The sequence below is a fragment of the Gilliamella sp. CG13 genome (assembly GCF_046635805.1).
Taxonomy (GTDB): Bacteria; Pseudomonadota; Gammaproteobacteria; order Enterobacterales; family Orbaceae; genus Gilliamella; species Gilliamella apicola_I.
The window spans coordinates 176,980-200,975 of sequence record NZ_JBIDFM010000002.1 but is presented as its reverse complement, the minus strand read 5'-3'; the positions used below and the strand labels follow the sequence as shown (position 1 = coordinate 200,975).

The 23,996-nt window shown below is 35.9% G+C and carries 17 protein-coding genes and 2 pseudogenes; 13 read left to right on the top strand and 6 right to left on the bottom strand.

Translation table 11 applies throughout. The annotated features are described in order from the left end of the window. Nucleotides 1-3: 3 nt before the first annotated feature. From murE to yfbR, 13 genes are all read left to right on the top strand, one after another. A complete protein-coding gene (murE, locus tag ACGH6R_RS04895) occupies nucleotides 4-1,551 on the top strand; it encodes a UDP-N-acetylmuramoyl-L-alanyl-D-glutamate--2,6-diaminopimelate ligase (RefSeq protein WP_411599051.1) in 1,548 nt (515 codons plus the stop codon). Continuing rightward, a complete protein-coding gene (gene murF, locus ACGH6R_RS04890) occupies nucleotides 1,548-2,912 on the top strand; it encodes a UDP-N-acetylmuramoyl-tripeptide--D-alanyl-D-alanine ligase (protein WP_411599050.1) in 1,365 nt (454 codons plus the stop codon). Before murE ends, murF begins: the two co-directional genes overlap by 4 nt. A 10-nt stretch (nucleotides 2,913-2,922) precedes the next feature. After that, a complete protein-coding gene (gene mraY / locus ACGH6R_RS04885; RefSeq protein WP_267352342.1) occupies nucleotides 2,923-4,005 on the top strand; it encodes a phospho-N-acetylmuramoyl-pentapeptide-transferase in 1,083 nt (360 codons plus the stop codon). 23 nt (nucleotides 4,006-4,028) lie between these two features. Beyond that, complete coding sequence (gene murD, locus ACGH6R_RS04880; RefSeq protein WP_267352341.1) at nucleotides 4,029-5,363, top strand: UDP-N-acetylmuramoyl-L-alanine--D-glutamate ligase; 1,335 nt, start codon at nucleotides 4,029-4,031, stop codon at nucleotides 5,361-5,363. After that, complete coding sequence (gene ftsW / locus ACGH6R_RS04875; RefSeq protein ID WP_267352340.1) at nucleotides 5,360-6,511, top strand: cell division protein FtsW; 1,152 nt, start codon at nucleotides 5,360-5,362, stop codon at nucleotides 6,509-6,511. The genes murD and ftsW overlap by 4 nt, the downstream gene beginning before the upstream one ends. Next, nucleotides 6,511-7,563: an undecaprenyldiphospho-muramoylpentapeptide beta-N-acetylglucosaminyltransferase gene (murG, locus tag ACGH6R_RS04870; RefSeq protein WP_267352339.1), complete on the top strand. Its 1,053-nt coding sequence runs from the start codon at nucleotides 6,511-6,513 to the stop codon at nucleotides 7,561-7,563. Before ftsW ends, murG begins: the two co-directional genes overlap by 1 nt. 167 nt (nucleotides 7,564-7,730) lie before the next feature. Then, nucleotides 7,731-9,179 carry a UDP-N-acetylmuramate--L-alanine ligase gene (gene murC, locus ACGH6R_RS04865; RefSeq protein ID WP_411599049.1) on the top strand — a complete coding sequence of 483 codons (1,449 nt, stop codon included), beginning with the start codon at nucleotides 7,731-7,733 and terminating at the stop codon, nucleotides 9,177-9,179. After that, on the top strand, nucleotides 9,179-10,087 hold the full coding sequence (locus ACGH6R_RS04860; RefSeq protein ID WP_411599047.1) for a D-alanine--D-alanine ligase: 909 nt from the start codon (nucleotides 9,179-9,181) through the stop codon (nucleotides 10,085-10,087). The genes murC and ACGH6R_RS04860 overlap by 1 nt, the downstream gene beginning before the upstream one ends. A 13-nt stretch (nucleotides 10,088-10,100) precedes the next feature. After that, nucleotides 10,101-10,934 carry an FtsQ-type POTRA domain-containing protein gene (locus ACGH6R_RS04855; RefSeq protein WP_065558887.1) on the top strand — a complete coding sequence of 278 codons (834 nt, stop codon included), beginning with the start codon at nucleotides 10,101-10,103 and terminating at the stop codon, nucleotides 10,932-10,934. Nucleotides 10,935-10,955: 21 nt separating this feature from the next. Next, nucleotides 10,956-12,209 (top strand): cell division protein FtsA, encoded by a 1,254-nt coding sequence (ftsA, locus tag ACGH6R_RS04850; protein WP_065558886.1) that lies wholly within the window; start codon nucleotides 10,956-10,958, stop codon nucleotides 12,207-12,209. A gap of 81 nt (nucleotides 12,210-12,290) precedes the next feature. After that, nucleotides 12,291-13,430, top strand: a complete 1,140-nt coding sequence (gene ftsZ / locus ACGH6R_RS04845; protein ID WP_065558885.1) for a cell division protein FtsZ — start codon at nucleotides 12,291-12,293, stop codon at nucleotides 13,428-13,430. A 67-nt stretch (nucleotides 13,431-13,497) separates the two neighbouring features. Continuing rightward, entirely contained in the window at nucleotides 13,498-14,412 is a 915-nt protein-coding gene (gene lpxC, locus ACGH6R_RS04840) for a UDP-3-O-acyl-N-acetylglucosamine deacetylase (protein ID WP_267352337.1), read from the top strand. Between the two features lie 81 nt (nucleotides 14,413-14,493). Beyond that, nucleotides 14,494-15,087: a 5'-deoxynucleotidase gene (gene yfbR, locus ACGH6R_RS04835; protein ID WP_411599046.1), complete on the top strand. Its 594-nt coding sequence runs from the start codon at nucleotides 14,494-14,496 to the stop codon at nucleotides 15,085-15,087. 102 nt (nucleotides 15,088-15,189) lie between these two features. On the opposite strand, the gene ACGH6R_RS04830 is transcribed toward yfbR, so the two are convergent. The 6 genes and pseudogenes from ACGH6R_RS04830 to ACGH6R_RS04805 form a co-directional block, all read right to left on the bottom strand. Continuing rightward, the gene (locus ACGH6R_RS04830; protein ID WP_411599045.1) at nucleotides 15,190-16,809 is read right to left on the bottom strand and encodes an ATP-binding protein; all 1,620 of its coding nucleotides are present in this window, start codon (nucleotides 16,807-16,809) and stop codon (nucleotides 15,190-15,192) included. Nucleotides 16,810-17,024: 215 nt separating this feature from the next. Next, the gene (locus tag ACGH6R_RS04825; RefSeq protein ID WP_267352334.1) at nucleotides 17,025-17,156 is read right to left on the bottom strand and encodes a hypothetical protein; all 132 of its coding nucleotides are present in this window, start codon (nucleotides 17,154-17,156) and stop codon (nucleotides 17,025-17,027) included. A gap of 242 nt (nucleotides 17,157-17,398) precedes the next feature. Then, nucleotides 17,399-19,843, bottom strand: coding sequence for an autotransporter outer membrane beta-barrel domain-containing protein (locus ACGH6R_RS04820; RefSeq protein ID WP_411599044.1), 2,445 nt, complete (start codon nucleotides 19,841-19,843; stop codon nucleotides 17,399-17,401). A 103-nt stretch (nucleotides 19,844-19,946) separates the two neighbouring features. Further along, nucleotides 19,947-20,831: a triphosphoribosyl-dephospho-CoA synthase CitG gene (citG, locus tag ACGH6R_RS04815; RefSeq protein WP_411599043.1), complete on the bottom strand. Its 885-nt coding sequence runs from the start codon at nucleotides 20,829-20,831 to the stop codon at nucleotides 19,947-19,949. Nucleotides 20,832-20,971: 140 nt separating this feature from the next. Further along, nucleotides 20,972-22,513, bottom strand: a pseudogene (locus ACGH6R_RS04810) (DNA translocase FtsK); the annotation flags it as partial. Between the two features lie 885 nt (nucleotides 22,514-23,398). Continuing rightward, nucleotides 23,399-23,935: pseudogene (locus tag ACGH6R_RS04805) on the bottom strand (DNA translocase FtsK 4TM domain-containing protein); the annotation flags it as partial. Between the last annotated feature and the right edge of the window lie 61 nt (nucleotides 23,936-23,996).

Here is a 23,996-nt window from a genome sequence, read left to right as displayed (position 1 = left end):
TTAATGGCTACATGCACATTTAAAACTTTATTTAGTTTATTAGGTGGAAACAAAGATCAAGCGATCAAAGATTTTTCGCTCAATCATATATGTATTGATAGCCGTATGGTAAATAAAAATGATGTGTTTGTCGCTATCAAGGGAAATGTCGTTGATGGTAAATCATTCATTCCTCAAGCTTTAGAAGCTGGTGCGGTGACTATATTAATTGAAACAAATAGAAAATCTGATGATTTACGTATCAATTATATCAAGCATGGAAAAAGAAATATTCCTCAGGTTAAAGTTTTTCAACTATCTAAAAAACTTTCTAGCATTGCCGATCATTTTTACCATTCACCTTCTAAAAAATTATCTGTTATTGGTGTGACAGGTACTAATGGTAAAACGACAGTCACTCAGCTTATTGCCCAATGCGTTAATCTGTTAAATCAGAAAGTTGCACTTTTAGGAACGATTGGAAATGGGATCTATAATCATCTTCAACCGTCAAACAATACAACGGCTTCATCCGTTGAAATTCAAACATATTTAGCCGATTTTGTTAAAAAACATGTCAAAGTGGTTTCCATGGAAATTTCTTCGCATGGTTTAGTGATGAATCGTGTCAAAGGTGTTACGTTTGCTGCAACAGTTTTTACTAATTTAAGTCGAGATCATCTTGATTATCACAAAACAATGGGTAAATACGCTAAGTCAAAATGGTCGTTATTTACGCCTAATAATAAAGAAAGACAAGTCGAAAGTGCAGGCAAAGCAATTATTAATTATGATGATAATTATGGGAAACGTTGGATTGAAAAGCTTTCTCAGGTAACAGCCGTATCGTGTCAACCCAAATCGTTAAGTAAATTAAAAAACTTAAATATACCTTATGTTGGTGTGTCGATGATTGAATATCATGATAAGGGTGCCAAAATTCATATGCATTCTAGTTGGGGCGATACCATTATACACAGTCGTTTACTGGGTGAGTTTAATGTCTCAAATTTATTATTATGTGTAGCGACGCTATTAACGCTTGATTTCCCATTTTTCGCTGTTGTGAATATGGCTTCATTTCTCAAACCTATTTGTGGGCGAATGGAGGTTTTACATGCCAATAATAGCCCGACATTTATTGTGGATTATGCTCACACGCCAGATGCTTTACAAAAAGCACTCCAAGCAAGTCGTATTCACTGTAAAGGTGCATTATGGGTTATTTTTGGTTGCGGTGGTGATAGAGATGTAGGCAAAAGACCTTTAATGGGAGAAATCGCTGCGCAATATGCTGACAAAATTATTTTGACGAATGATAACCCACGAACAGAAGATGAAACAAAAATTATTGATGATATTCAGCAAGGTATCATCAATAATTCAAATGTTCAGATTATTACTGACAGAGTACAAGCAATCAAAAAAGCACTTTCAGAAGCTAAACCAAATGATGTGATATTAATTGCGGGTAAAGGTCATGAAGATTACCAAATCGTGGGTCACACGAAACATCACTATTCAGACCAAGAAACAGTGAAACAGCTTTTAGGGGTAGAGAATCAATCATGATTCCATTAAATATTAAGCAAATCAGAACAATTGTAGACGGTGAATTATTAAATATTCATGACGGTAATTTTATGATTGATGTTATTAGTACTGATACACGTAAAATTACAAAACAATCGCTTTTTATTGCACTTGTTGGTGAGAATTTTGATGGTCATCATTTTGCCGAACAAGCAATTAAAGATGGTGCCGTTGCCGTAATCGTAAATCACCCAATTGAGGATAATTCTATTCCACAAATAGTGGTTAAAGACACACGTCAAGCGTTGGGGCAAATTGCCGGTTTTATTCGTCAACAAAGTTCCGCTAAAATTGTTGCCTTGACCGGATCATCGGGTAAAACGTCAGTTAAAGAAATGACGGCAGCCATTCTACAAAATTGTGGAACAACGCTTTATACTCAAGGTAATTACAATAATGACATTGGCGTACCATTAACACTATTGAGATTAACAAAAGATGATCAATTTGCTGTGATAGAACTAGGTGCTAATCATATTGGTGAAATTGCTTATACAACTCAGTTAGTTCATCCACAAACAGCATTAATTAATAATATTGCAGAAGCGCATATTGAAGGTTTTGGTTCACTTGAAGGTGTCGCTACCGCAAAAGGTGAAATTTTTGAAGGATTGACTAAAGATGGTATTGCTATCATCAATTTAGATAGCTGTTCAGATAAATGGTTTGAGCAATTAACAGATAAAACTGTTTGGACTTTTTCATTAGAGAATCCATTAGCCAATTTCTATGCAAGTCATATTAAAATGGCAGATGTGACCACATTTAAATTACATACACCGTTTGGTGAATGCGAAATCCAATTACCATTAATAGGGTTACACAATGTTTCAAATGCAATTGCAGCTTCAGCTTTAGCGATTTCTGTCGGAGCAAGCTTAGATTGCATTCAACAAGGATTATCAACATTAAAACCAGTTAAAGGAAGGCTTTTCCCGATTAAATTAAACCAAAATCAATTAATTTGGGATGACACTTATAACGCCAATGTGGGTTCAATGTCTGCTGCAATTAATGTTCTGGCAAAACAATCGGGCTATAAAGTTTTCGTCGTTGGCGATATGGGTGAATTAGGGCAAGACGCTCAAAAATATCATCAACAAATTGGCACATTAGCTAAACAACAAAAACTTGATTGTGTTGTCAGTGTCGGTAAATTGAGCCAATTCATTAGCCAAGCAAGTGAAGTCGGTCATCATTTTTATAATAAACAAGATGCAGCAGATTACCTTATAACGTTATTGCGTCAGTATCCAACCTTAACCATGCTAGTTAAAGGTTCTCGCAGTGCTAAAATGGAAGACGTTATAGAACTAATTAAACAACAAAAAATAAATTAGGATTAAAATTATGTTGGTTTGGATATCAGAATATTTAGTGAAATATTTTACCTTTTTTAATGTATTTTCTTATTTAACCGTAAGAGCTATTTTGGGTCTATTAACCTCGCTAACGATATCGTTAATAATGGGGCAAAAAGTCATTGATTGGTTACAAAAATTACAAATTGGACAAGTAATACGTAATGATGGACCGGAATCCCATTTAAGCAAAAAAGGAACGCCAACAATGGGCGGGACGCTAATCGTTGCGTCGATTTCGTTATCAGTATTTCTTTGGGCAGATTTACGTAATCCTTATGTTTGGGTGGCGTTATTTGTCCTGATTGGTTATGCCATTATTGGCTTTACTGATGACTACTTAAAAGTTATTCGAAAAAACACGGCAGGTCTTATCGCTAGATGGAAATATTTTTGGCAATCTGTTATTGCATTTATTGTTGCCTTTGGCCTTTATGTATATGGAAAAGATAGCTCAGTAACCGTGTTGGTTGTCCCTTTTTTTAAAGATGTCATGCCTCAGTTGGGATTAGTATTTATTTTACTCACTTATGTTGTGATTGTTGGGTCAGGTAATGCTGTTAATTTAACGGATGGACTTGATGGACTTGCAATTATGCCAACGGTATTTGTGGCAGCGGGCTTAGCGCTGGTATCGTGGGCGACAGGGAATACAATTATTGCAGAATATTTGCATATACCTTATATCAAATTTAGTGGTGAATTAATGATTGTCTGTACTGCTATCATTGGTGCAGGGCTTGGCTTTTTATGGTTTAACACTTATCCCGCAATGGTATTTATGGGTGATGTCGGTTCATTGGCTTTAGGTGGAGTACTTGGAATTATCGCCGTACTTTTACGCCAAGAATTTTTATTACTCATTATGGGGGGAATATTTGTTATTGAAACCCTATCTGTCATTTTACAAGTAGGTTCATTTAAATTGCGTGGCAAACGAATTTTTAGAATGGCTCCAATTCATCATCATTATGAATTAAAAGGGTGGCCAGAACCTCGAGTTATTGTACGTTTTTGGATTATTTCGTTAATGCTCGTCTTAATTGGTTTATTAACCTTGAAATTACGTTAATTAAATTAAATCAGGATTGAATCATGATTCGCTATCAGGGTAAAAATGTTGTTATCATTGGGTTAGGTGTCACAGGGCTTTCTTGTGTTGACTATTTTCTTGCGCAAAATGTTATTCCTAAAGTAATTGATACTCGTTTATTACCTTCAGGATTAGAACAACTGGATCAACGAGTTGCCTATCATTTAGGCGATTTAAATGTCGATTGGCTATTCGATGCTGATTTAATAATTGTTAGCCCTGGTATCGCTTTATCAACCCCTGAACTCAAACAAGCTGCCGATAAAGGTATCGAAATCATTGGCGATATAGAGCTTTTTTGTCGTGAAGTTAATCAACTACCTAATAAAAAGATTGTGGCAATCACAGGCGCTAATGGCAAAACGACGGTGACGACATTAGTTGGTGAAATTGTTAAGTCTGCAGGTATCAAAGTGGGTGTCGGTGGCAATATAGGTCAACCTGCACTATCTTTACTGGCTCAAGATTGCGATGTGTACGTACTTGAGCTGTCTAGCTTTCAGCTTGAAACCACGCACAGTTTGCATGCAACGGTTGCAACGATTTTGAATATCTCAGAAGATCATATGGATAGGTATCCTTTAGGACTCAAACAATATGTAGAGGCTAAACAACGAATTTATGTGAATGCAAAATACTGTGTTGTAAATCATGATGATAAACTAACTTTTCCAAAAGAAAAAGATAGTCATAATGTGTTATTTGGCTTACATTCAGGCGATTATCATCTGGATGATGATTATGCACATTTGATTGCGCAGGAAAAGCCCGTTTTATCGACTAACACAATGAAACTAACGGGAAGCCACAATTATCTCAATGCGTTAGCAGCATTAGCTATTGCAGATAAATTATCAATATCACGACAATCTAGTTTAGCAACAATAGCCAACTTTCATGGTTTACCTCATCGTTTTGAATTAGTTTTGGAACAAAATGGGGTCAAATGGATTAATGATTCTAAAGCAACCAATGTAGGTAGTACGGAAGCTGCTTTAAAAAGTGTCGTATGTCATGGAAAATTATTTTTATTGCTTGGTGGTGATGGAAAATCAGCTGATTTTTCTCCATTAATTCCATATCTAAAAAATAGTCATCTTGAGATTTTTTGTTTTGGTCGAGATCGTGAGTTATTAGCAAAATTAGCACCCAAAATCACAACAATGACTGCGACATTAGCTGAGGCTATGCAAATAATCGCTCAAAAAGTAGAGGCTAACGATATTGTTTTACTCTCACCAGCTTGTGCAAGTTTAGACCAATTTAAAAACTATATAGAGCGAGGAAATCAATTTGCACTTCTGGCTAAACAATATGCGCAAAGGAGTGAAAAATGATTTCGTTGGCTATAAAAAAGCAAGTTAATCCTCACGTCCCTTTTGATAATCAATTGCTTTGGACGGTATTTGGATTGATGATATTCGGATTAGTTATGGTGACATCAGCATCAATGTCATCGAATGATAATAATCCTTTTTTCTATACTCAGCGTGAACTCATACAGCTGGGTATTTCACTTGTTTTAATGTGTATAACCTTATCGATCCCAATGAAACGTTGGCAGCAATTTGGAACAGTATTACTCATTATGACAATTATCATGCTTGTTGCTGTTTTAGGCGTGGGGTCTTCCATTAATGGCGCTGCAAGATGGATTCCGCTAGGCGTTTTTAACTTTCAACCGGCAGAGCTTGCTAAATTGGCTTTATTTGTATTTTTAGCAAGTTATTTGACTCGAAAGTCAGATGAAGTACAAAATGGATTTTGGGGCTTTTTTAAGCCAATGGTCGTTATGGCTGTGCTTTCCATTTTGCTATTACTTCAACCCGATCTAGGCACAGTAATTGTATTATTTATTGTTACTATCGGAATTCTATTTATCGCTGGTGCAAAGTTGTGGCAATTTATCGCTATTTTATCGACAGGTGTTGCAGCGGTTGTCAGTTTAATATTATTTGAATCATACCGTTTAAAACGGTTATTAACATTTCTTAATCCTTGGGAAGATGCTAATGGTGTAGGTTACCAGTTAGTGAATTCATTAATAGCAATTGGTAATGGAGGATTTGCTGGGCAAGGAATGGGTAACTCGATTCTGAAATTAGGTTATTTACCTGAACGCCATACCGATTTTATTTTCGCTATTATTTCGGAAGAATTTGGTTATCTTGGCGTCATTTTCCTGCTGACATTACTTTTTTCTCTGGCTTTTAAGGGATTGGCGATTGGGTATCGAGCATTAAATGAAGGATTACAATTTTCTGGCTATTTAGCTTGCCAAATCGGTATTTGGTTTGGTTTTCAAACCTTTGTTAATGTGGGGGTAACATCTGGAATGTTACCTACTAAGGGATTAACGTTACCTTTCATTAGCTATGGTGGATCGAGTTTAATTGTAATGAGTGTGGCTGTGGCGATCCTACTTAGAATCGATTTTGAATTTAGACAACAACAAGCCCAAGCAAGAATAAGGTCAATAAAGTAATGAAAAAATTATTAGTTATGGCAGGTGGTACAGGTGGACATGTTTTTCCAGGTATTGCCGTTGCGCATTATTTAATGAAACAAGGCTGGCAAGTCAGATGGCTTGGCACAGCAGATCGAATGGAAGCGCATTTAGTCCCTGAAAATGGCATCGAGATTGATTTTATAGAAATATCAGGTCTACGCGGTAAAGGAATTGCTGCAATGCTAAAAGCACCTTATAAAATCTTAAAAGCGGTTCTACAAGCCAGAAAAATCTTAAAAACTTATCAACCGGATGTTGTACTTGGTATGGGAGGGTATGTGTCTGGGCCGGGTGGCATTGCAGCGAAGACATTAGGAATTCCTGTCGTATTACATGAGCAAAATGGTGTAGCAGGGTTAACTAATAAGTGGCTTGCAAAAATTGCAACTAAAGTTTTACAAGCATTTCCGACAGCTTTTCCAAAAGCTGAAGTAGTAGGAAATCCTGTTCGTGACGATTTATTAACTATTGCTGAACCTAACGAACGTTTTGAAAATCGTCAAGAACCAATTAGAGTTTTAGTAATGGGCGGAAGTCAAGGGGCAAAAGTACTCAATGATGTTGTTCCTCAGGTAATGACAAAATTATCCGATAAATTTGTTGTTTGGCATCAAACAGGAAAAGGCATGCTAGAACCTGTTATGCGAGCCTATCAAGATTGTGATATGACAAAAAATAAAGTGACTGAATTTATTACTGATGTAGCAGAAGCCTATCGTTGGGCGGATATTGTGATTTGTCGCAGTGGGGCATTAACGGTAAGTGAAATCGAAGTTGTCGGCATTGGTGCGATTTTTGTCCCTTTTATGCATAAAGATCGCCAACAATTTTGGAATGCTAAATCGCTTTCAGATATTGATGCTGCAAAGATTATTGAACAACCTGACTTTAATAGCGAATCATTGATGAGTGTGTTAAGAAATTTAAATAGAGATAAATTAATCGAAATGGCGGTTAAGGCGAAAAGTCTATCTATTACAAATTCTACCGAAAGAGTGGCAGATACGATAAAATCAGTGATAAAATAATTAGTTTTTGATATAACTTTATGTAATAATCGTGTCAAGATGTTGCAGGTTAGATCAATGTTTAGATAATAATAGCTTAAAATGCATAATTAGAATTTTACAAAATTAAAAAAGCTCAATAAAAAATAAACAAAATACTCAACTACAGAATATTTAGGAGTTAGATTGTGAATACAAAGGAATTAGCAGAATTAAGAGCAATTATTCCTCAAATGAAACGTGTCAAACATATCCATTTTGTGGGTATTGGTGGCGCAGGTATGGGAGGAATTGCTGAAGTTCTTGCTAATGAAGGTTACGAAATTAGTGGCTCAGATATTGCAGAAAATGCTGTTACTGAGCATCTAAAAAAATTAGGTGCGAAAATTGTGATTGGTCATGCAGCTGAAAATGTGATTAATTCAAGCGTTGTCGTAATCTCTTCCGCAATTTCACAAGATAATATTGAAGTTGTAGCAGCGCGGGAAGCTCGTATTCCTGTTATTCAGCGGGCTGAAATGTTAGCCGAGCTTATGCGTTTCCGATATGGTATCGCTATTGCGGGTACACATGGTAAAACAACGACAACCGCCATGGTCACCGCTATTTATGCCGAAGCGAAACTTGATCCAACGTTCGTTAATGGCGGTTTAGTTAAAGCGGCAGGCACGCATGCTAAATTAGGTAGTAGCCGTTATTTTATTGCTGAAGCAGATGAAAGTGATGCTTCATTTTTACACTTACAACCTATGGTTTCTATTGTTACCAATATTGAACCAGATCATATGGACACCTATCAAGGTAGTGTGGAAAATCTTAAACAAACATTCATCTCTTTTTTGCGTAATTTACCTTTTTATGGTCTAGCGGTGATGTGTTATGACGATCCAATTAATCGTGAATTATTACCGATTGTTGGACGTAAAATTATTACTTACGGTTTTAGTGAAGAAGCGGATGTGGTAATTAAAAATTATCGCCAAGAACGAGGCGTCAGTTACTACACTGTGTGTCGTCCAGATCGTAATGATTTAGAAATCGAATTAAATGCACCCGGTAAACATAATGCTTTAAATTCAGCGGCCGCAATTATTGCAGCGACTGAAGATGGCATAGATGATCAATCGATCATTAATGCATTGGCAAAATTTGCTGGTACAAGTCGGCGTTTTGATTTACTAGGCGTTTTTCCGCATGCTAATGGTAAAGACATTATGATGGTTGATGACTATGGTCATCATCCAAGTGAAGTTAATGCAACGATACAAGCGGCTAAAAATGGTTGGCCGGGTCGTCGTTTAGTTATGCTATTCCAACCTCATCGATATACACGTACTCGTGATTTATTTGATGATTTTGCTCAAGTGCTATCTCAGGTTGATGCGCTTGTAATGTTAGACGTCTATTCTGCTGGTGAGCAACCGATTGCCGGAGCAGATAGTCGTTCTTTGTGCCGTTCAATTCGTAATCGGGGCAAAGTGGATCCGATTTATGTTTCAGATTTAGATCTCTTACCTGAAATGATGAAAGAAATTTTAAAAGGTGGAGATCTGTTATTAACTCAAGGCGCGGGTAGTGTAGGTCGTATTGCACGTCAGTTAGCCGATGCTCAAATTTTTTCAGGAGAAGGTCTATAATGATTGATAAAGTTGCGGTATTGTATGGTGGAACATCTGCAGAGCGAGAAGTATCGCTTAAATCAGGTCAAGCTGTACTAGCAGGATTATTGGCTAGTGGAGTTGATGCCCATCTTATAGATACTAAAGATCAACCAATTACCAACTTAAAAGAAGATGGCTTTACTAAAGCATTTGTCATTCTTCATGGCCGTGGTGGTGAAGATGGTATTGTTCAAGCAATTTTGACTTATCAAAATATTCCTTATACCGGTAGTGATGTTTTATCGTCTGCACTAACTATGGACAAGTTAAAAACTAAATTAGTTTGGAAAGCACTAGGTTTACCAGTTGCTGATTATGTTATGGTAGAAAAGAGCTGCTCAATTGATACTGATGCCATTGTGCAAAAGCTTGGGCTTCCTCTATTTGTAAAACCAAGTCATGAAGGTTCAAGTGTAGGAATGACGCGAGTTAATCACGCTAATGAGCTTAAGACAGCTCTCGAACATGCTTTTAAATATGATAATTCTGTTATGGTTGAATCATTTTTATCTGGATCAGAATTTACCGTTGCTATTGTTGGAGAAGACGTTTTACCGTCAATTCATATCAAACCGGCGACAAAGTTTTATGATTACGATGCAAAATATTTGTCAGATTCTACGCAGTATTTTTGCCCAAGTGGATTATCTGATGAAAAAGAGCAAGAGATCCGTAAGTTAGCACTTGATGCTTATAAAGCGGTTGGCTGCCGAGGTTGGGGACGAGTTGATATTATGTTTGATGCTAATCAAATCCCTTATTTGTTAGAAGTTAATACCGCACCAGGAATGACAGATCATAGTTTAGTTCCCATGGCTGCAAAACAACATGGCTGGTCATTTAAAGAGCTTGTTAGTCGAATCTTGAATTCAGCAACAATATAACTGGCCTTATTTTATGAAACAAATTCGGCAAGCCGCTCATAGAAGGGAAAACCTAAAAACTAGGCGCTTGCTTATTTTTAGTAGCAAAGAGCAGTTGATTGGCTTTTTGTTTCTACTAACAATTATCGTTATTAGCGTTTGGGTCATTCAAAGTGTTAAAAATTGGATGGATGATCCAGAGCAGATGGTATTGTCACAATTAAATTTTAGTGGCGAATACACTTATACGACCGAAGATGACCTTAGACAAGCGATTCTGGGATTAGGGTTACCTAATACTTATATTGGTCAAGATGTAAATGATATACAACAAGAAATATTAAGATTTCCGTGGGTAAAGCAGGTTAGTGTACGTAAGCAATGGCCAGATAAATTAATTGTTTATGTCGAAGAGTACAAACCGGTCTTTTATTGGAATGATTTATTTTTACTAGATAAAAATGGAAATGTATTTAGTGTGCCGCTAGATCGTATTGGCGAGTTAAAATTACCCAGACTTTATGGTCCGGAAGGTAAAGCAAAACCAGTATTAGAAACGTATTATAAATTAGATGATCTTTCAAAAAAATTAGCTAGTAATCAATTAGCTTTGCATATTCAATCTGCGATAGCTGATGAGCGAAATGCTTGGCAGCTAATGGTGAAACAGTGTATAGCCGATTTTTGTGAAGAAAATCATGAAATAAAATTGATGTTAGGTAACGAACATATCGAACAACGTTATCAACGATTTATCAAATTATTTCCTGAAATTCAATCAAGAATACCAGCTGATGAAAGAATAACGGTCGCTGATTTACGTTATGAGAATGGCATTTCAGTACAAAGAGAAAAAATGGCTCAGTAGGGAATAATTTAAGGCTGAAATATGAAAGCAACAGAAAAAAAATTGGTGGTTGGACTAGAAGTAGGTACATCAAAAGTACTCGCTCTTGTTGGCGAAGTTCTTCCCGATGGTATTGTCAATATCATCGGCGTTGGACATTGCCCATCAAAGGGGGTTGATAAAGGTGGTGTAAACGATCTTGAGTCTGTAGTTAAATCAATCCAACGTGCAATTGATCAAGCTGAATTGATGGCTGATTGCCAGATTTCCTCTGTTTATTTAAGTCTTTCTGGCAAACACATACGTTGTCAAAATGAGATAGGCATGGTGCCAATTGCCGATGAAGAAGTGACTGCCGAAGATGTTGAGAATGTTGTTCATACTGCCAAATCAGTAAGAATACTAGATGAACACAGAATATTACATGTAATTGCGCAAGAATATTCCATTGACTTGCAAGAAGGAATTAAAAATCCAATAGGATTATCTGGCGTTCGGATGAAAGCGAAAGTGCATTTAGTCACTTGTCATAATGATATGGCAAGGAATATAGTAAAAGCAGTTGAACGTTGTGGATTGAAAGTTGATCAGCTTATTTTTTCGGGGTTAGCATCAAGCTATGCAGTATTAACTGATGATGAAAAAGAGTTAGGGGTTTGTGTCATTGATATTGGTGGTGGAACGATGGATGTGACAGTTTACACAGGCGGAGCATTACGTCATTCAGTTGTCATCCCCTATGCAGGAAATGTCGTGACGAGCGATATCGCTTATGCATTTGGTGCTCCTCCAATGGATGCTGAAAATATCAAAATTCGTTATGGATGTGCTGTTGGTTCATTAATTGGTAAAGATGAAGTTATTGATGTGCCAAGTGTCGGTGGTCGACCATCTCGTTCTTTACAACGTCAAACACTGGCTGATGTCATTGAACCTCGCTATTCAGAATTATTATCGTTAGTACAAAAAGAATTATTATCACTACAAGATGAATTAAAAAAACAAAATGTAAAATATCAATTAGCTGCAGGTATAGTATTAACTGGTGGTGCAGCACAAATAAAAGGAATGGTGGAGTGTGCTGAAAAAGTTTTTCAAAATCAAGTTCGTGTAGGACAGCCGTTAAATATTTCAGGATTAACTGATTATGTACAAAAGCCTTATTGTTCAACGACAGTAGGATTATTACATTACGGGAAACAAAGTTTATTAAGTGATGATGGCAAAGATAATCATAAGTCATCATTAAAAGGGATAGCTAAACGATTGACCGGTTGGTTTAAAAAAGAATTTTAGCTAATATATTTCAAGAACTTCGTGGACATTGTTGGCGGTTATATGTACAATGTCCTTAGATCGTATATTTGGAGATAAGTTATGTTTGAGCCTATGGTTGCAGATGATGAACCAGCAGCAGTCATTAAAGTTATTGGTGTCGGTGGTGGCGGTGGTAATGCTGTCGAACATATGATTGCTGAGCATATTGAAGGTGTTGAATTTTTTGCGGCAAATACTGATGCGCAAGCATTGAAAAGAATTAAGGTAGGTCAAACTATCCAAATCGGCACGAATGTGACTAAAGGTCTTGGTGCAGGTGCTAATCCGGAAGTGGGTAGAAACTCTGCCGAGGAAGATCGTGAGGTCATCCGCAGTGCAATTGAAGGTGCTGATATGGTGTTTATTGCCGCTGGTATGGGCGGTGGCACAGGTACGGGCGCTGCTCCAGTTGTTGCCGAAATTGCTAAAGAATTGGGTATTTTGACGGTTGCTGTTGTGACTAAACCATTTGGATTTGAAGGTAAAAAGCGTATGGCTTTTGCTGAACAAGGCATCGCTGAGTTAGCAAAACACGTCGATTCACTTATTACTATACCAAATGATAAATTGTTAAAAGTTTTAGGTCGTGGTGTTAAACTATTAGATGCATTTGCCGCAGCAAATGGCGTATTAAAAGGTGCTGTGCAAGGTATCGCAGAATTAATCACCAAACCAGGACATATCAATGTTGACTTTGCTGACGTTAGAACAGTGATGTCAGAGATGGGATATGCTATGATGGGTTCTGGACGTGCAAGTGGCGATAATCGAGCTGAAGAGGCGGCTGAAATGGCTATTTCAAGTCCACTACTTGAAGACATCGACTTATCTGGTGCGCGTGGTGTATTAGTTAATGTAACCGCTGGTTTGGATCTTGGTTTGGAAGAGTTTGAAACAGTGGGTAGCACGGTAAGAGCTTTTGCTTCTGATAATGCAACAGTAGTTGTTGGTACAACTTTCGATCCAGATATGTCAGATGAAATTCGTGTTACTGTGGTTGCAACGGGTATTGGTATGGATAAACGTCCTGAAGCGAAAATAACCAAACCAATTCAACAAAACTCATTGTTTAGCCAAAATAACAATTTGGGTCAACAAGAAGAGAAATTAGCTAAAGTAGTGAATGAACAAGCAATTTCTCCGCTTGAAGAAAATAAGATTTTAGATATTCCTGCTTTTATTCGTAAACAAGCGAATTAAAAGTGAACTTATTTGATTTTTTATTGTCATAGTTCAATAGAAACAAATAAAAAAACAGTAGGTGCTAATGAAACAAAGAACATTAAAAAAGACAATTCAAGCAACTGGTGTCGGTTTACATACTGGCAAAAAAGTTACTTTGACGTTGCGTCCTGCTCCTGAAAATACGGGTGTTATATATCGTCGAACTGATTTGAATCCTTATGTTGATTTTCCTGTGGATGCTAAATCGGTTCGCGATACAATGCTTTGTACCTGTCTGGTTAATGAAGATAATGTGCGTATTTCGACGGTTGAGCACATCAATTCAGCATTAGCAGGACTGGGTATTGATAATATTATTATTGAGGTTAATGCACCAGAAATTCCTATTATGGATGGTAGCGCAAGCCCGTTTGTCTATTTGCTGCTTGATGCTGGCATTGTTGAACAAAATGCGCTTAAAAAGTTTTTACGCATCAAAGAGACGGTACGTGTTGAAAATGGGGATAAATGGGCTGAAGTGAGACCATATAGTGGATTCAGATTGGATTTTACAATCGATTTTCATCACCCAGCAATTGATAATAGTTCTCAACGTTATCAGTTGGATTTTTCATCTGAATCTTTCATTCGTCAGATTAGCCGTGCAAGAACATTTGGTTTTATGCGAGATATCGAAGCATTACAATCTAAAGGTTTGTGCTTAGGTGGTAGTTTAGATTGTGCCATTGTGGTGGATGATTATAAAGTTCTCAATGAAGATGGTTTACGATTTGAGGATGAGTTTGTTCGCCATAAAATGCTAGATACTATCGGCGATCTGTATATGAGTGGTCACAACATGATAGGTGAAGTGATTTGTTACAAATCAGGACACGCATTAAATAATCAATTATTACAAGCGTTGTTAGCTAAACAAAGTGCATGGGAATATGTTACATTTGCTGATGATCAAACTGTTCCGCTCGCATTGGGTACAAAACAGCTTGTTTTAGCTTAACAATTTGTTTTAAAAATGAATTTAAACGCTTTCATTTTTTAATGGAAGCGTTTTTGTTTTTATAACTCATGAGATGATGATATGAATAAAAGCCATTTTTTTGCTCATCTTTCACGATTAAAATTAATTAATCGTTGGCCGTTAATGCGCAATGTTAGAATAGAAAATGTATCTGAGCATAGTCTTCAAGTTGCTTTTGTTGCACATGCGTTAGCAATCATCAAAAACAAACATTTTGATGGAAAAGTTAATCCTGAAAGAATCGCTTTATTAGCTATGTATCATGATGCATCTGAAGTGATTACTGGAGACCTTCCTACACCGACTAAATACTATAATCCTCAAATTACAACAGAATACAAAAAGATTGAAAAAATTGCCCAAAACAAGCTAATTAATATGTTACCGCAAGAGTTACAAGATGATTTTAGAACGCTCATTGATGATGACTTTTATGATGAAACAGAAAAAAACATTGTCAAACAGGCTGATGCGTTATGTGCTTATCTTAAGACGATTGAAGAGCTTAGTGCTGGTAATAATGAGTTTAGATTGGCTGAGCAGCGTTTGAAAAAGACATTGTCTGAACGTGGAAGTCCTGAAATGAATTATTTTTTAGAAATATTTGTGCCAAGTTTTAGTTTATCGTTGGATGAAATCACGTTAGATAAATAATAAATGTTAAAGCCTAATTGCGGTTAACTACAATTAGGTAACTTATATGTTATTTAATTTCATTTTCATGAGACATATTTATAAATTATCAGGTCATTACAATTATGATACTTCTCGATAAAGGACTGCTAATGGCAGTGATATTTTAAAGCATGTTCCTTTTTTCTTACCAAGATTGAATAACTGAATATTACCGCCAAGTTCATTAACACAAGATAAAACCAAATATAATCCCATACCACGATTATCTCCTTTGGTTGAATAGCCTTTTTGAAAGATATGCTTTACCTCTTTTTCAGAAATACCTATCCCGTTATCCATGATTTCGATGTAAAAATAGCCGTTTTGGATAGTAAAATTTATCTCTATTTTTTTATCAGCTAAACTATGAACGGCATCTAAACTATTATCGATTAGATTGCCAAGAATAGTGATTAAACTATGAATGACTAAGTGATTAGAAATAGGGGCGAGCATTCCATTAATGTTAAAAGTTAACGATACCCCTAATTCTTTTATTCGACTCAATTTACTATTAAGAAAGCCAGCAATAATGGGGTCTTTAATGTACTGACTAATCTCATCTAATTTTGGTTGTTTATTGCCAATAATACCTTCTAGATAATTGACTAATTCTTTTTTATTATCTTGATAGGCTAGCCCATAAATTACATGCAATTTATTACTAAATTCATGTGATTGAGAACGTAATGTGTCGGCATTACGATTAATGTCTTTTAATTTCTCTGTTAACTGGCGTATTTCAGTTATATCACGAAAAGAAGCAATGGCTCCAACTAATTTATTTTTTACATATAATGGAATACGATTAATCAAAATTACCACACCATCAATATTTTGCTCACAATCATATTCAGCAATCCCCTTGTTCATAACTTCATTTAAACGTGTATTAGGAATCAGGGTGCTAATGGGCTTGCCGATAATGTTTTCCTTACTCTTATCCATATGTAATATTCTAACGGCTTCATCATTAATTTGTGAAATTAATCCATTTCGGTTAATCACCACTATGCCTTCTTTGACGGTTCTAATAATGGCATTATGTTCTTCAAAAAGTTGAGCCATTTGGGTAGGTTTAAATCCATAAAATCGTTTCGAAATATGACGCGATAACAAACAAGCTAAAATAACAGCTAACGTAAAGGATACAAATAATGATAACCCGATTGGTTGGCTTGACTTTGAAGCCAGATAATTAATTTTTTGGCGTGTTTGTCCAACTAAAACCATACCAATTTGTTGACGTTTATCATTGAATATCGGACTCATTGCGCTAATTGAATCGTCAAATGTTCTTGTTGATGAGGATTGATAGGGCGCTTCTTGTAACGTTTTTTGTTCATTGCCACCTACTCTAGGTTCTCTTATTTTATTTATATCGGGATGCGAATACCGTACACCTTGCATATTAAAAATGACAATAAAATCGACTAAAGAAAGTTGGCGAACTTGTTCGGTATAATGTTGGATTGCTTGTAAATTGTCTGACGTGGGATTACTGACTTGATCAATGAGATTATGATTAGTTGATACTAATTCGGCAATATTTTTAAATCGTTGGGAAGACAGATAAAAATACTCTTTGTTTATCACATAGATAATATAAATATATTGAACAACAACTGAAAATATAAATACAGCGCAAATCAAACTGATAAGCTTAGTTTTAAGCGTTAATTGATTAATCATAGATTTCATATTTTATTCTTCAGCAATAAAGTTGATGGTTCAACAATATGAATGCAGATGAGATAAAAATTATTAATTAAATACGCTATTTACAGACTCCATACTCTATCGATTTAATTAATGATTTTTTGGCTATGGGTTGTATTGTTGACTTATTCATCAATACGTTAGTAAACTTGGATTCAAATGCATTCGGTAAAATAGATTCAGAAGCAAGGTTATCATCAGTATTGGATCTGAAATAAAACCTTTTCCATGGCTAAAGTGATATATTGAGGCTGATTATCTAAAGCATGATGAAATTTACACTGCAGTTTTGTACTTAATGCTAATGCTTTTTCTTCAAAGATTGTCATAACGTATTCCTTATATTTGATAATAGTGTTAAGTGCTAAAATCAGAAGAGTAAATAAGTAAATAGCTAATTTTTATTAAAGACATCAGTGATAAATGTACGTTTTTATCATTAAAAGGCAGTTTACGAATGATACTGAATATCAAGAACGATTGAAAGATATTATTTAATATAAAACTAAGGTGATACATTTTACCACCATAGTTTTATGTTGCGAACTTTAATACAATCAAGTTTGAAATTTTAGAAATCTATCTTAGCACTTGCTGTAAAATAATGACTATTCTTTTTACTTTGACCAAAGTATTGATAATCAAGATTTAAATTTATCAACTGATATTGATAATTGATTCCAGCCCCTAAATTATATTGATTTTTAGTCCTGTTTGATGAATAGTTACGCATTTTAGATAAACCATTGATACCATTAAGAGTAATATCACTATCAAATTTGTTGCGACTAAAATTAAAAGTATAGCCGGTTTGACCCGTTAAAGTTAATTGACTATCCTTATTTTTGAAGAAAGAATATGTTGTGGTCAAATCAAGTGGCATCAATACCGCAGAATTTGTCGCTTGACCATATTTAACCAAGTTGATTTGATTATAGCTAACATTGTGAGCACTATTTTCGGTATAAATATAAGTTAAACCAATACTTGGAATCATTGCAAATTCTTCGGTATTTTGCCAATGATAGCCAACAGCACCACCAAAATTCCACGTTCTATTATTAAATTTTTCCTTAATAGTATTAAAACTATCGTGAGTTTTTAAATCATTTTTTCCAAAGGAATAACCTGCGAACGTAGACCCAAGCATATTATTAGGAAATTTATAACTGCTGTATAACTGAATTTGATATTGATGGATATCAGAATCATTTGATGAAGCCGCTTTATCCTTATATTTCCCTGTGGAATAACCAATGGCACTACCCACTAAAAGATTATCGATAACTTCTTTATCAAACCCGAGCATAAAGCCATTAGAGGTGTATTTATATCCAGAAATGCCCTGATTATTATCGGTATTTTCATAATGGTGAGTCAGGTTAACCCATAAATTATTTTCTTCACCTTGGTTTAGATGAAATTGGTGACCTCGTTTATCTAAAATGGCTTTGGTATCATTCAGTGAATTCATTGCGATTTCAGTTAAGTGTAAACCATGATTGTTATTATAAAGCCCAGCGATATTTTGATTAAAAAATAGTGTCGTTCCTTTTGATTCAATGGCTAAATTACCACGTGCCATATTGCTGAGTATTTGCCAATTTAATTCCCCAGCTTTGGTATTAGTTTTACTTATCATTTCATTATTATTTGTGTTATACATTGATTCATAAGCGACTTTTACCAAATTATCGGTCAATCGTTTTGCGACATTTTTTGAAGAAATACCTGATTGTTGATAATAACGTGAGACTTGGCGTTTAGCTGCATTTTGTGCATTTTTTACATCATCGAAATTGGTGACATTGCTCGCATTGACAAATACAAGTTCATTTCCCGATTGCTTAAAGTTCAAGTCCCCATAAATATTTTGAACAAGTGGTTTTAGTTGACCGTCTTGAATAGAGTGTATCGTTAATTTATTATTTGCGGCTAAAACTGTCGCATTTACATCGGTTGTCGTATATTTCAATCCATTTTTGATAAAGTCATCTGTTACTGAAAATTTGGCATTAGATGAAAGATTGATGTTATCACCGCGTATCACATTGACCTGTTTGGTATCAGAAATACCAAAGCTAACGATACCATCAATATTGAGTTGAGATGTTTTATTGGTTTGATCACTAATTGACAGTGAACCCTTAGAGGATTCGATTGTCGCATTTTTACCAACATTTACTTGTCCATTTGGTGCGAGTTTTATAAAACCATTACCTCGGCTGGCACTCAAGATTCCTTGATCTACAACATCGAAATTACCACCACGGCTGACATCAACCGTTCCCTCTCGCATGACAATCATTTTGCCTGTTTTACCTATTAAAACAGAAGAACGATTAGAATCCTTGTTTGTCGTTTCTAATACTGTTTTTGCACCAATGATTTCAATGTCTCCGCCCGTTAAATTAAAGGTACGGGTGGTCAGTCTTGCAGGGGCAGAGGCGGTGCCAGCTAGATGATTATCGCCACTACGAATATTCGTATCACCGTCAACAATAACCGTTGTTTTTCCTGTAGAATTTGGGCCGGTGCGCATTACGTTACCGGCTAAAATCATCAAACCACCTCGTTGTTTATCTGCACCTAACTCAACATTAATATCACCCGAAACATGAACGTTAATATCGTGCTCTATAGGATCAAAAGGAAAATCACTGTGTAATCCTAAATATTGGGTAAAGAATTTGGTATCAAATTTACCAATCCACGTGTCATTATAGATTTGAAAATTGCCTTTGATGAACATGTTAATGTCACCTTGTGCATTTGAGGCGGGTTCGGTAGCTGTTTTGCCACTAAAACCCAAATGGAAAGATGCATCATCTTTAATCGTTAAACCATTTTCTGCAATAATATTCACTGGTGTAGTGCTGCTATTTGTTAAAAAATAACGTTCATCGATTTGGTTGAAAGGTAAAATAATGTCTGTAGTCACATCATGATTGTAAGCTTGTACACAATTGGCGCTAAAAGCACTGATTACTAATAAAGATATTGATTTCAATTTCATTGTTTTTTTAAGTTAATTTAATACTTTGGGGGGTGAAATAATATATCATTAGTAATGATAATCAATATTATTTTAAATTTTTTTTGATCAATATCATTTTTTGCTAGTATTGAGACAAAAACCAGGTTATTGCAATAAGATCAGCAGAACCACCAGGGCTTAAATTGCGTTCAATCAACTTATCATCAAGTTGAGTTAATAGCTGAATGCCATCTGGGTGTGTAATGCCACCTTGCAAAATAATCTGCTTAGCCTGTTGTTTGACAAAGTTTAAACCCTCAAGCCCTCCTCTTGATACCAAATTGGTATCCTGATTATAGGCAAGCAAGTATAGCAATGCTTGTAATAAGGAATCTTCTTCATTATAACCATTATGTTGCATCTGTTTGTAAATAGGGAGCGAGATATTTATTGCTGTAGCATAACCTGATTCTGCTTCTCCTCGTGCGCCAGATAGGTTGTGTAGTTTAAATAGCTTTTCACCGACAGATTTTATTTGATGATTTTGTTTAAGCTCATGATCAACAATGCCTTGGCAAATTGTCGACACTTCATAGCTGATACTTTGAATATTGATTTCTCGTTGTTGTTTCGTTAATCTACCGATAGCGCCAAGTAGCAAACCAAAAGCAAAAATCCCACCTTTATGGGTATTAATTTGATGTGTAGCATGGTACATCGCTTGTTCGCACTGTATCCCGATAGGTCTTATATCAGTTAAAAAAAGATGAGGATCTTTATTAGCTGAATCTATTCCATACTGATAGAAGGGTTCAAACCAACACGATATTGCCTCAATACTGGCAATAAAAGTTTGAAAATTCATATCACGGTGAGCACCGTTATTATTCATATCAACCAGCCCAGGTTTGGGTGATAAGCATATCTCTCTGATTAGAGCTTTAATGGCAAATTGTACTGGTAAAGATTGCTGATCTTTAATCAGTTTTGATTCTATGAATGCCACTTGCTTTGAATAATCGTTCATTATTGATTAATACCTATATGATTAATACCTATATGAAATGTCAAACTTGCTTGTCTTTTTGAAATTGTTAGAAAAGGTAACTGAATGAATTAAACTGGCACATTACCAATCTATTTAAAAATAGATTGGTAATTGAAGAACTAGTAATCATTATGCGATGATGTAGCAAGTACTTCACGATTTCCATTGTGGCTTGGCGCACTGATAATGCCTTCGACTTCCATTTGCTCCACAATTCTTGCTGCTCGGTTGTAACCAATTCTAAATTTTCGCTGAACGCTTGAAATTGAAGCTCGGCGAGTTTCAACAACAAATTCTACAACCTGATCGAATAGGGGATCCAGTTCTTCGTCAAGACTATCTGAACTACCGCTTTCGCCGTCATCGGTGGCTACGGTGACATTTTCAATGTATTTTGGCGTACCACGTGCTTTCCAATCTTGAACGACCGCATGGACTTCTTCATCACGGACAAATGCACCATGAACACGTATCGGAATTGAACTATTAGGCGCAAGATATAGCATATCTCCCATACCAAGTAACGATTCTGCCCCCATTTGATCCAAAATAGTGCGTGAGTCTATTTTACTCGACACTGTAAAAGCAATACGCGTAGGGATGTTGGCTTTGATTAAACCTGTAATTACATCTACGGATGGACGCTGCGTTGCTAATACAAGGTGAATACCCGCAGCCCGTGCTTTTTGAGCAAGCCTTGCAATTAATTCTTCGACTTTTTTACCTACTGCCATGATAAGATCGGCAAATTCATCAACCATGACGACAATATAAGGTAATTTTTCCAATGTCGGCATATTGAGATCCATACTGTCGGTTGGTTTCCAAAGTGGATCGGGAATCGGTCTACCCATTTCTTCTGCTTGTTTAATTTTTTCATTATAACCAGCAATATTGCGTACACCTAAAACTGACATAAGTCGGTAACGCTTTTCCATCTCATTAACACACCAATTAAGGGCGTTAGCGGCGTCTTTCATATCGGTCACGACTTGTGTTAATAGATGCGGGATCCCTTCGTAAATCGACAGTTCTAGCATTTTAGGGTCAATCATAATAAACCGGACATCTTCTGGCGATGACTTATATAAGATGCTTAAAATCATGGCATTGACACCAACGGATTTACCCGACCCCGTGGTACCGGCAACCAATAAATGTGGCATTTTTGCTAAATCGGCAACTACAGATTGCCCTGAGATATCTTTACCTAACACGACCGTAAGTGGCGATTGGGCATTTCTAAATTGTGGGCTGTCTAAGACTTCTCTAAAATAGACTGTTTGTCGATTTTTATTCGGTAACTCTATGCCAACATAAGGTTTGCCTGGAATGACTTCTACCACACGTACAGATGGCATTGAAAGCGAACGTGCCAAATCCCTATCTAGCGTAGAAATACGAGCAGCTTTGATACCTGGTGCAAGCTCAATTTCAAAGCGAGTAATAACTGGGCCAGGCATGTAATCGACAACTTTCGCTTTGACTCGATAGTCAGAAAGGCTTTTTTCAATCAATTCTGACATCGCATTTAAGGCTGCATGATCCACTTCAATGCGTGCTGTTGGTGGTGCAGTAAGCAAGTTTAATGACGGCAGTGGTGTGGTTGGTTTTGGTAATGGTTTATCATCACGTCTTAATAATGGGTGAATCAAACTTTCACCCTCATCATTCTCTTCCTCTTCGCTGTCATTTTCACGTAAAGCAAAAGTTTGCACTTGAGTCTCCTCAAGCCTTACCTCTTCTGGATATATATCATCGATGATTGGGTTTTCTTGTTTAAGTACATCAATGTCGACATCTTCGGGTTGTGGTGTTATTTGGTTTTCAACTTCAAATTGATTCTGATTTTCAACTTTTGTGGTAAAAGGTGTAACTACTTCTTTAAAAGATGATATTTCTCTGGTTGCTTCATCGTGGGGTACAATAATTTGACTATCGGGTTTTGTTTCGTTCGCATTATGCGTTAAGGTAAATAACGGTTTGCTCGGCGCATCGGTGATAGTGTATTTATCTTCTTCAAAAGGCTCTGTTATTTCAAGCTTTTTAGCTTGAAAGTCTTGACCGTCAGCTTGAGTTATCTGGTCTTGATTTTGTTGTTCATTGATGTTTTTCAAAATCAATTCCATACGAGCTAAGATATCACTTTGATTAAGTTCATTGCTATTCTTTTTGCTCGATGTTTTTTTGGATGATTGCGTTTGTTTTGATGTTTCTAATGTTTGTAGTAGCTCTGCTGCTGTTTTGATGAGTTGTTCATTCTCGTTAGCCGCTAAAGAGGTTGTTGAGCTATCAGATGTTTTATTAATGCTTGTTTCTAATGACGGCTCACTATTCTCACTGCTTATATTTGTTTGAAAATCATCCATAATATCTAATTGACTACTATTTGAATTGATTGACAGTGTTATTTGAGGTTCTTGGTCTTGAGATAATTTTTGATTTTTGGGGTCAGTATCGATTTGATTAACGTGATTGACACGACGGGATAACAATAACCATTTTACTGGCGTAAGCAAAACCATAACAAAAGCACCAAGTTTTTCAATTATGTAAAGCCAAGATAGCCCCGTTAATAAAGTAACACAAGCAAAACAAACAGCAAGAAGAATCAAAGAAAGAACAAAGTTATTCATCATAGGTAAAAGATTTTCTATGACGATTGAACCAAGATAACCACCAGCTTCAAATTCGCTTGGATCACTAATATTTAATGCAAAAAAACCCGTACTACTAAAAACAAAGGCTAAAATACCAATTATCCGAAAAGAGACACTGAAATAATTAATCGGTTCGTTAGCATGTCGATAAAAATAACCAACTAACTGTACACAAATTAATGCAATAATGACAGGTAAACTAAATGCAATATAGCCTAGAAATTGGAACAAAATATCGGAAGCATAGGCACCAATTAAACCACCAAAATTACTGACAGGATAATGCCAAGCCGTACGTGACCAACCCGGATCCGATGAGTTATAAGTCGATAGTGATAAAAACAAGCAAACGGATAATCCTATTAACGCTAATAGAATAAGTTCAATTATTATCTGTTTTCCTGTGATTTTTTGCTTTTTCAAACATGTACCTTAAAAATATCGCAGTAAATGGTTGGTATTTTACCATAAATTGCAATCTCTC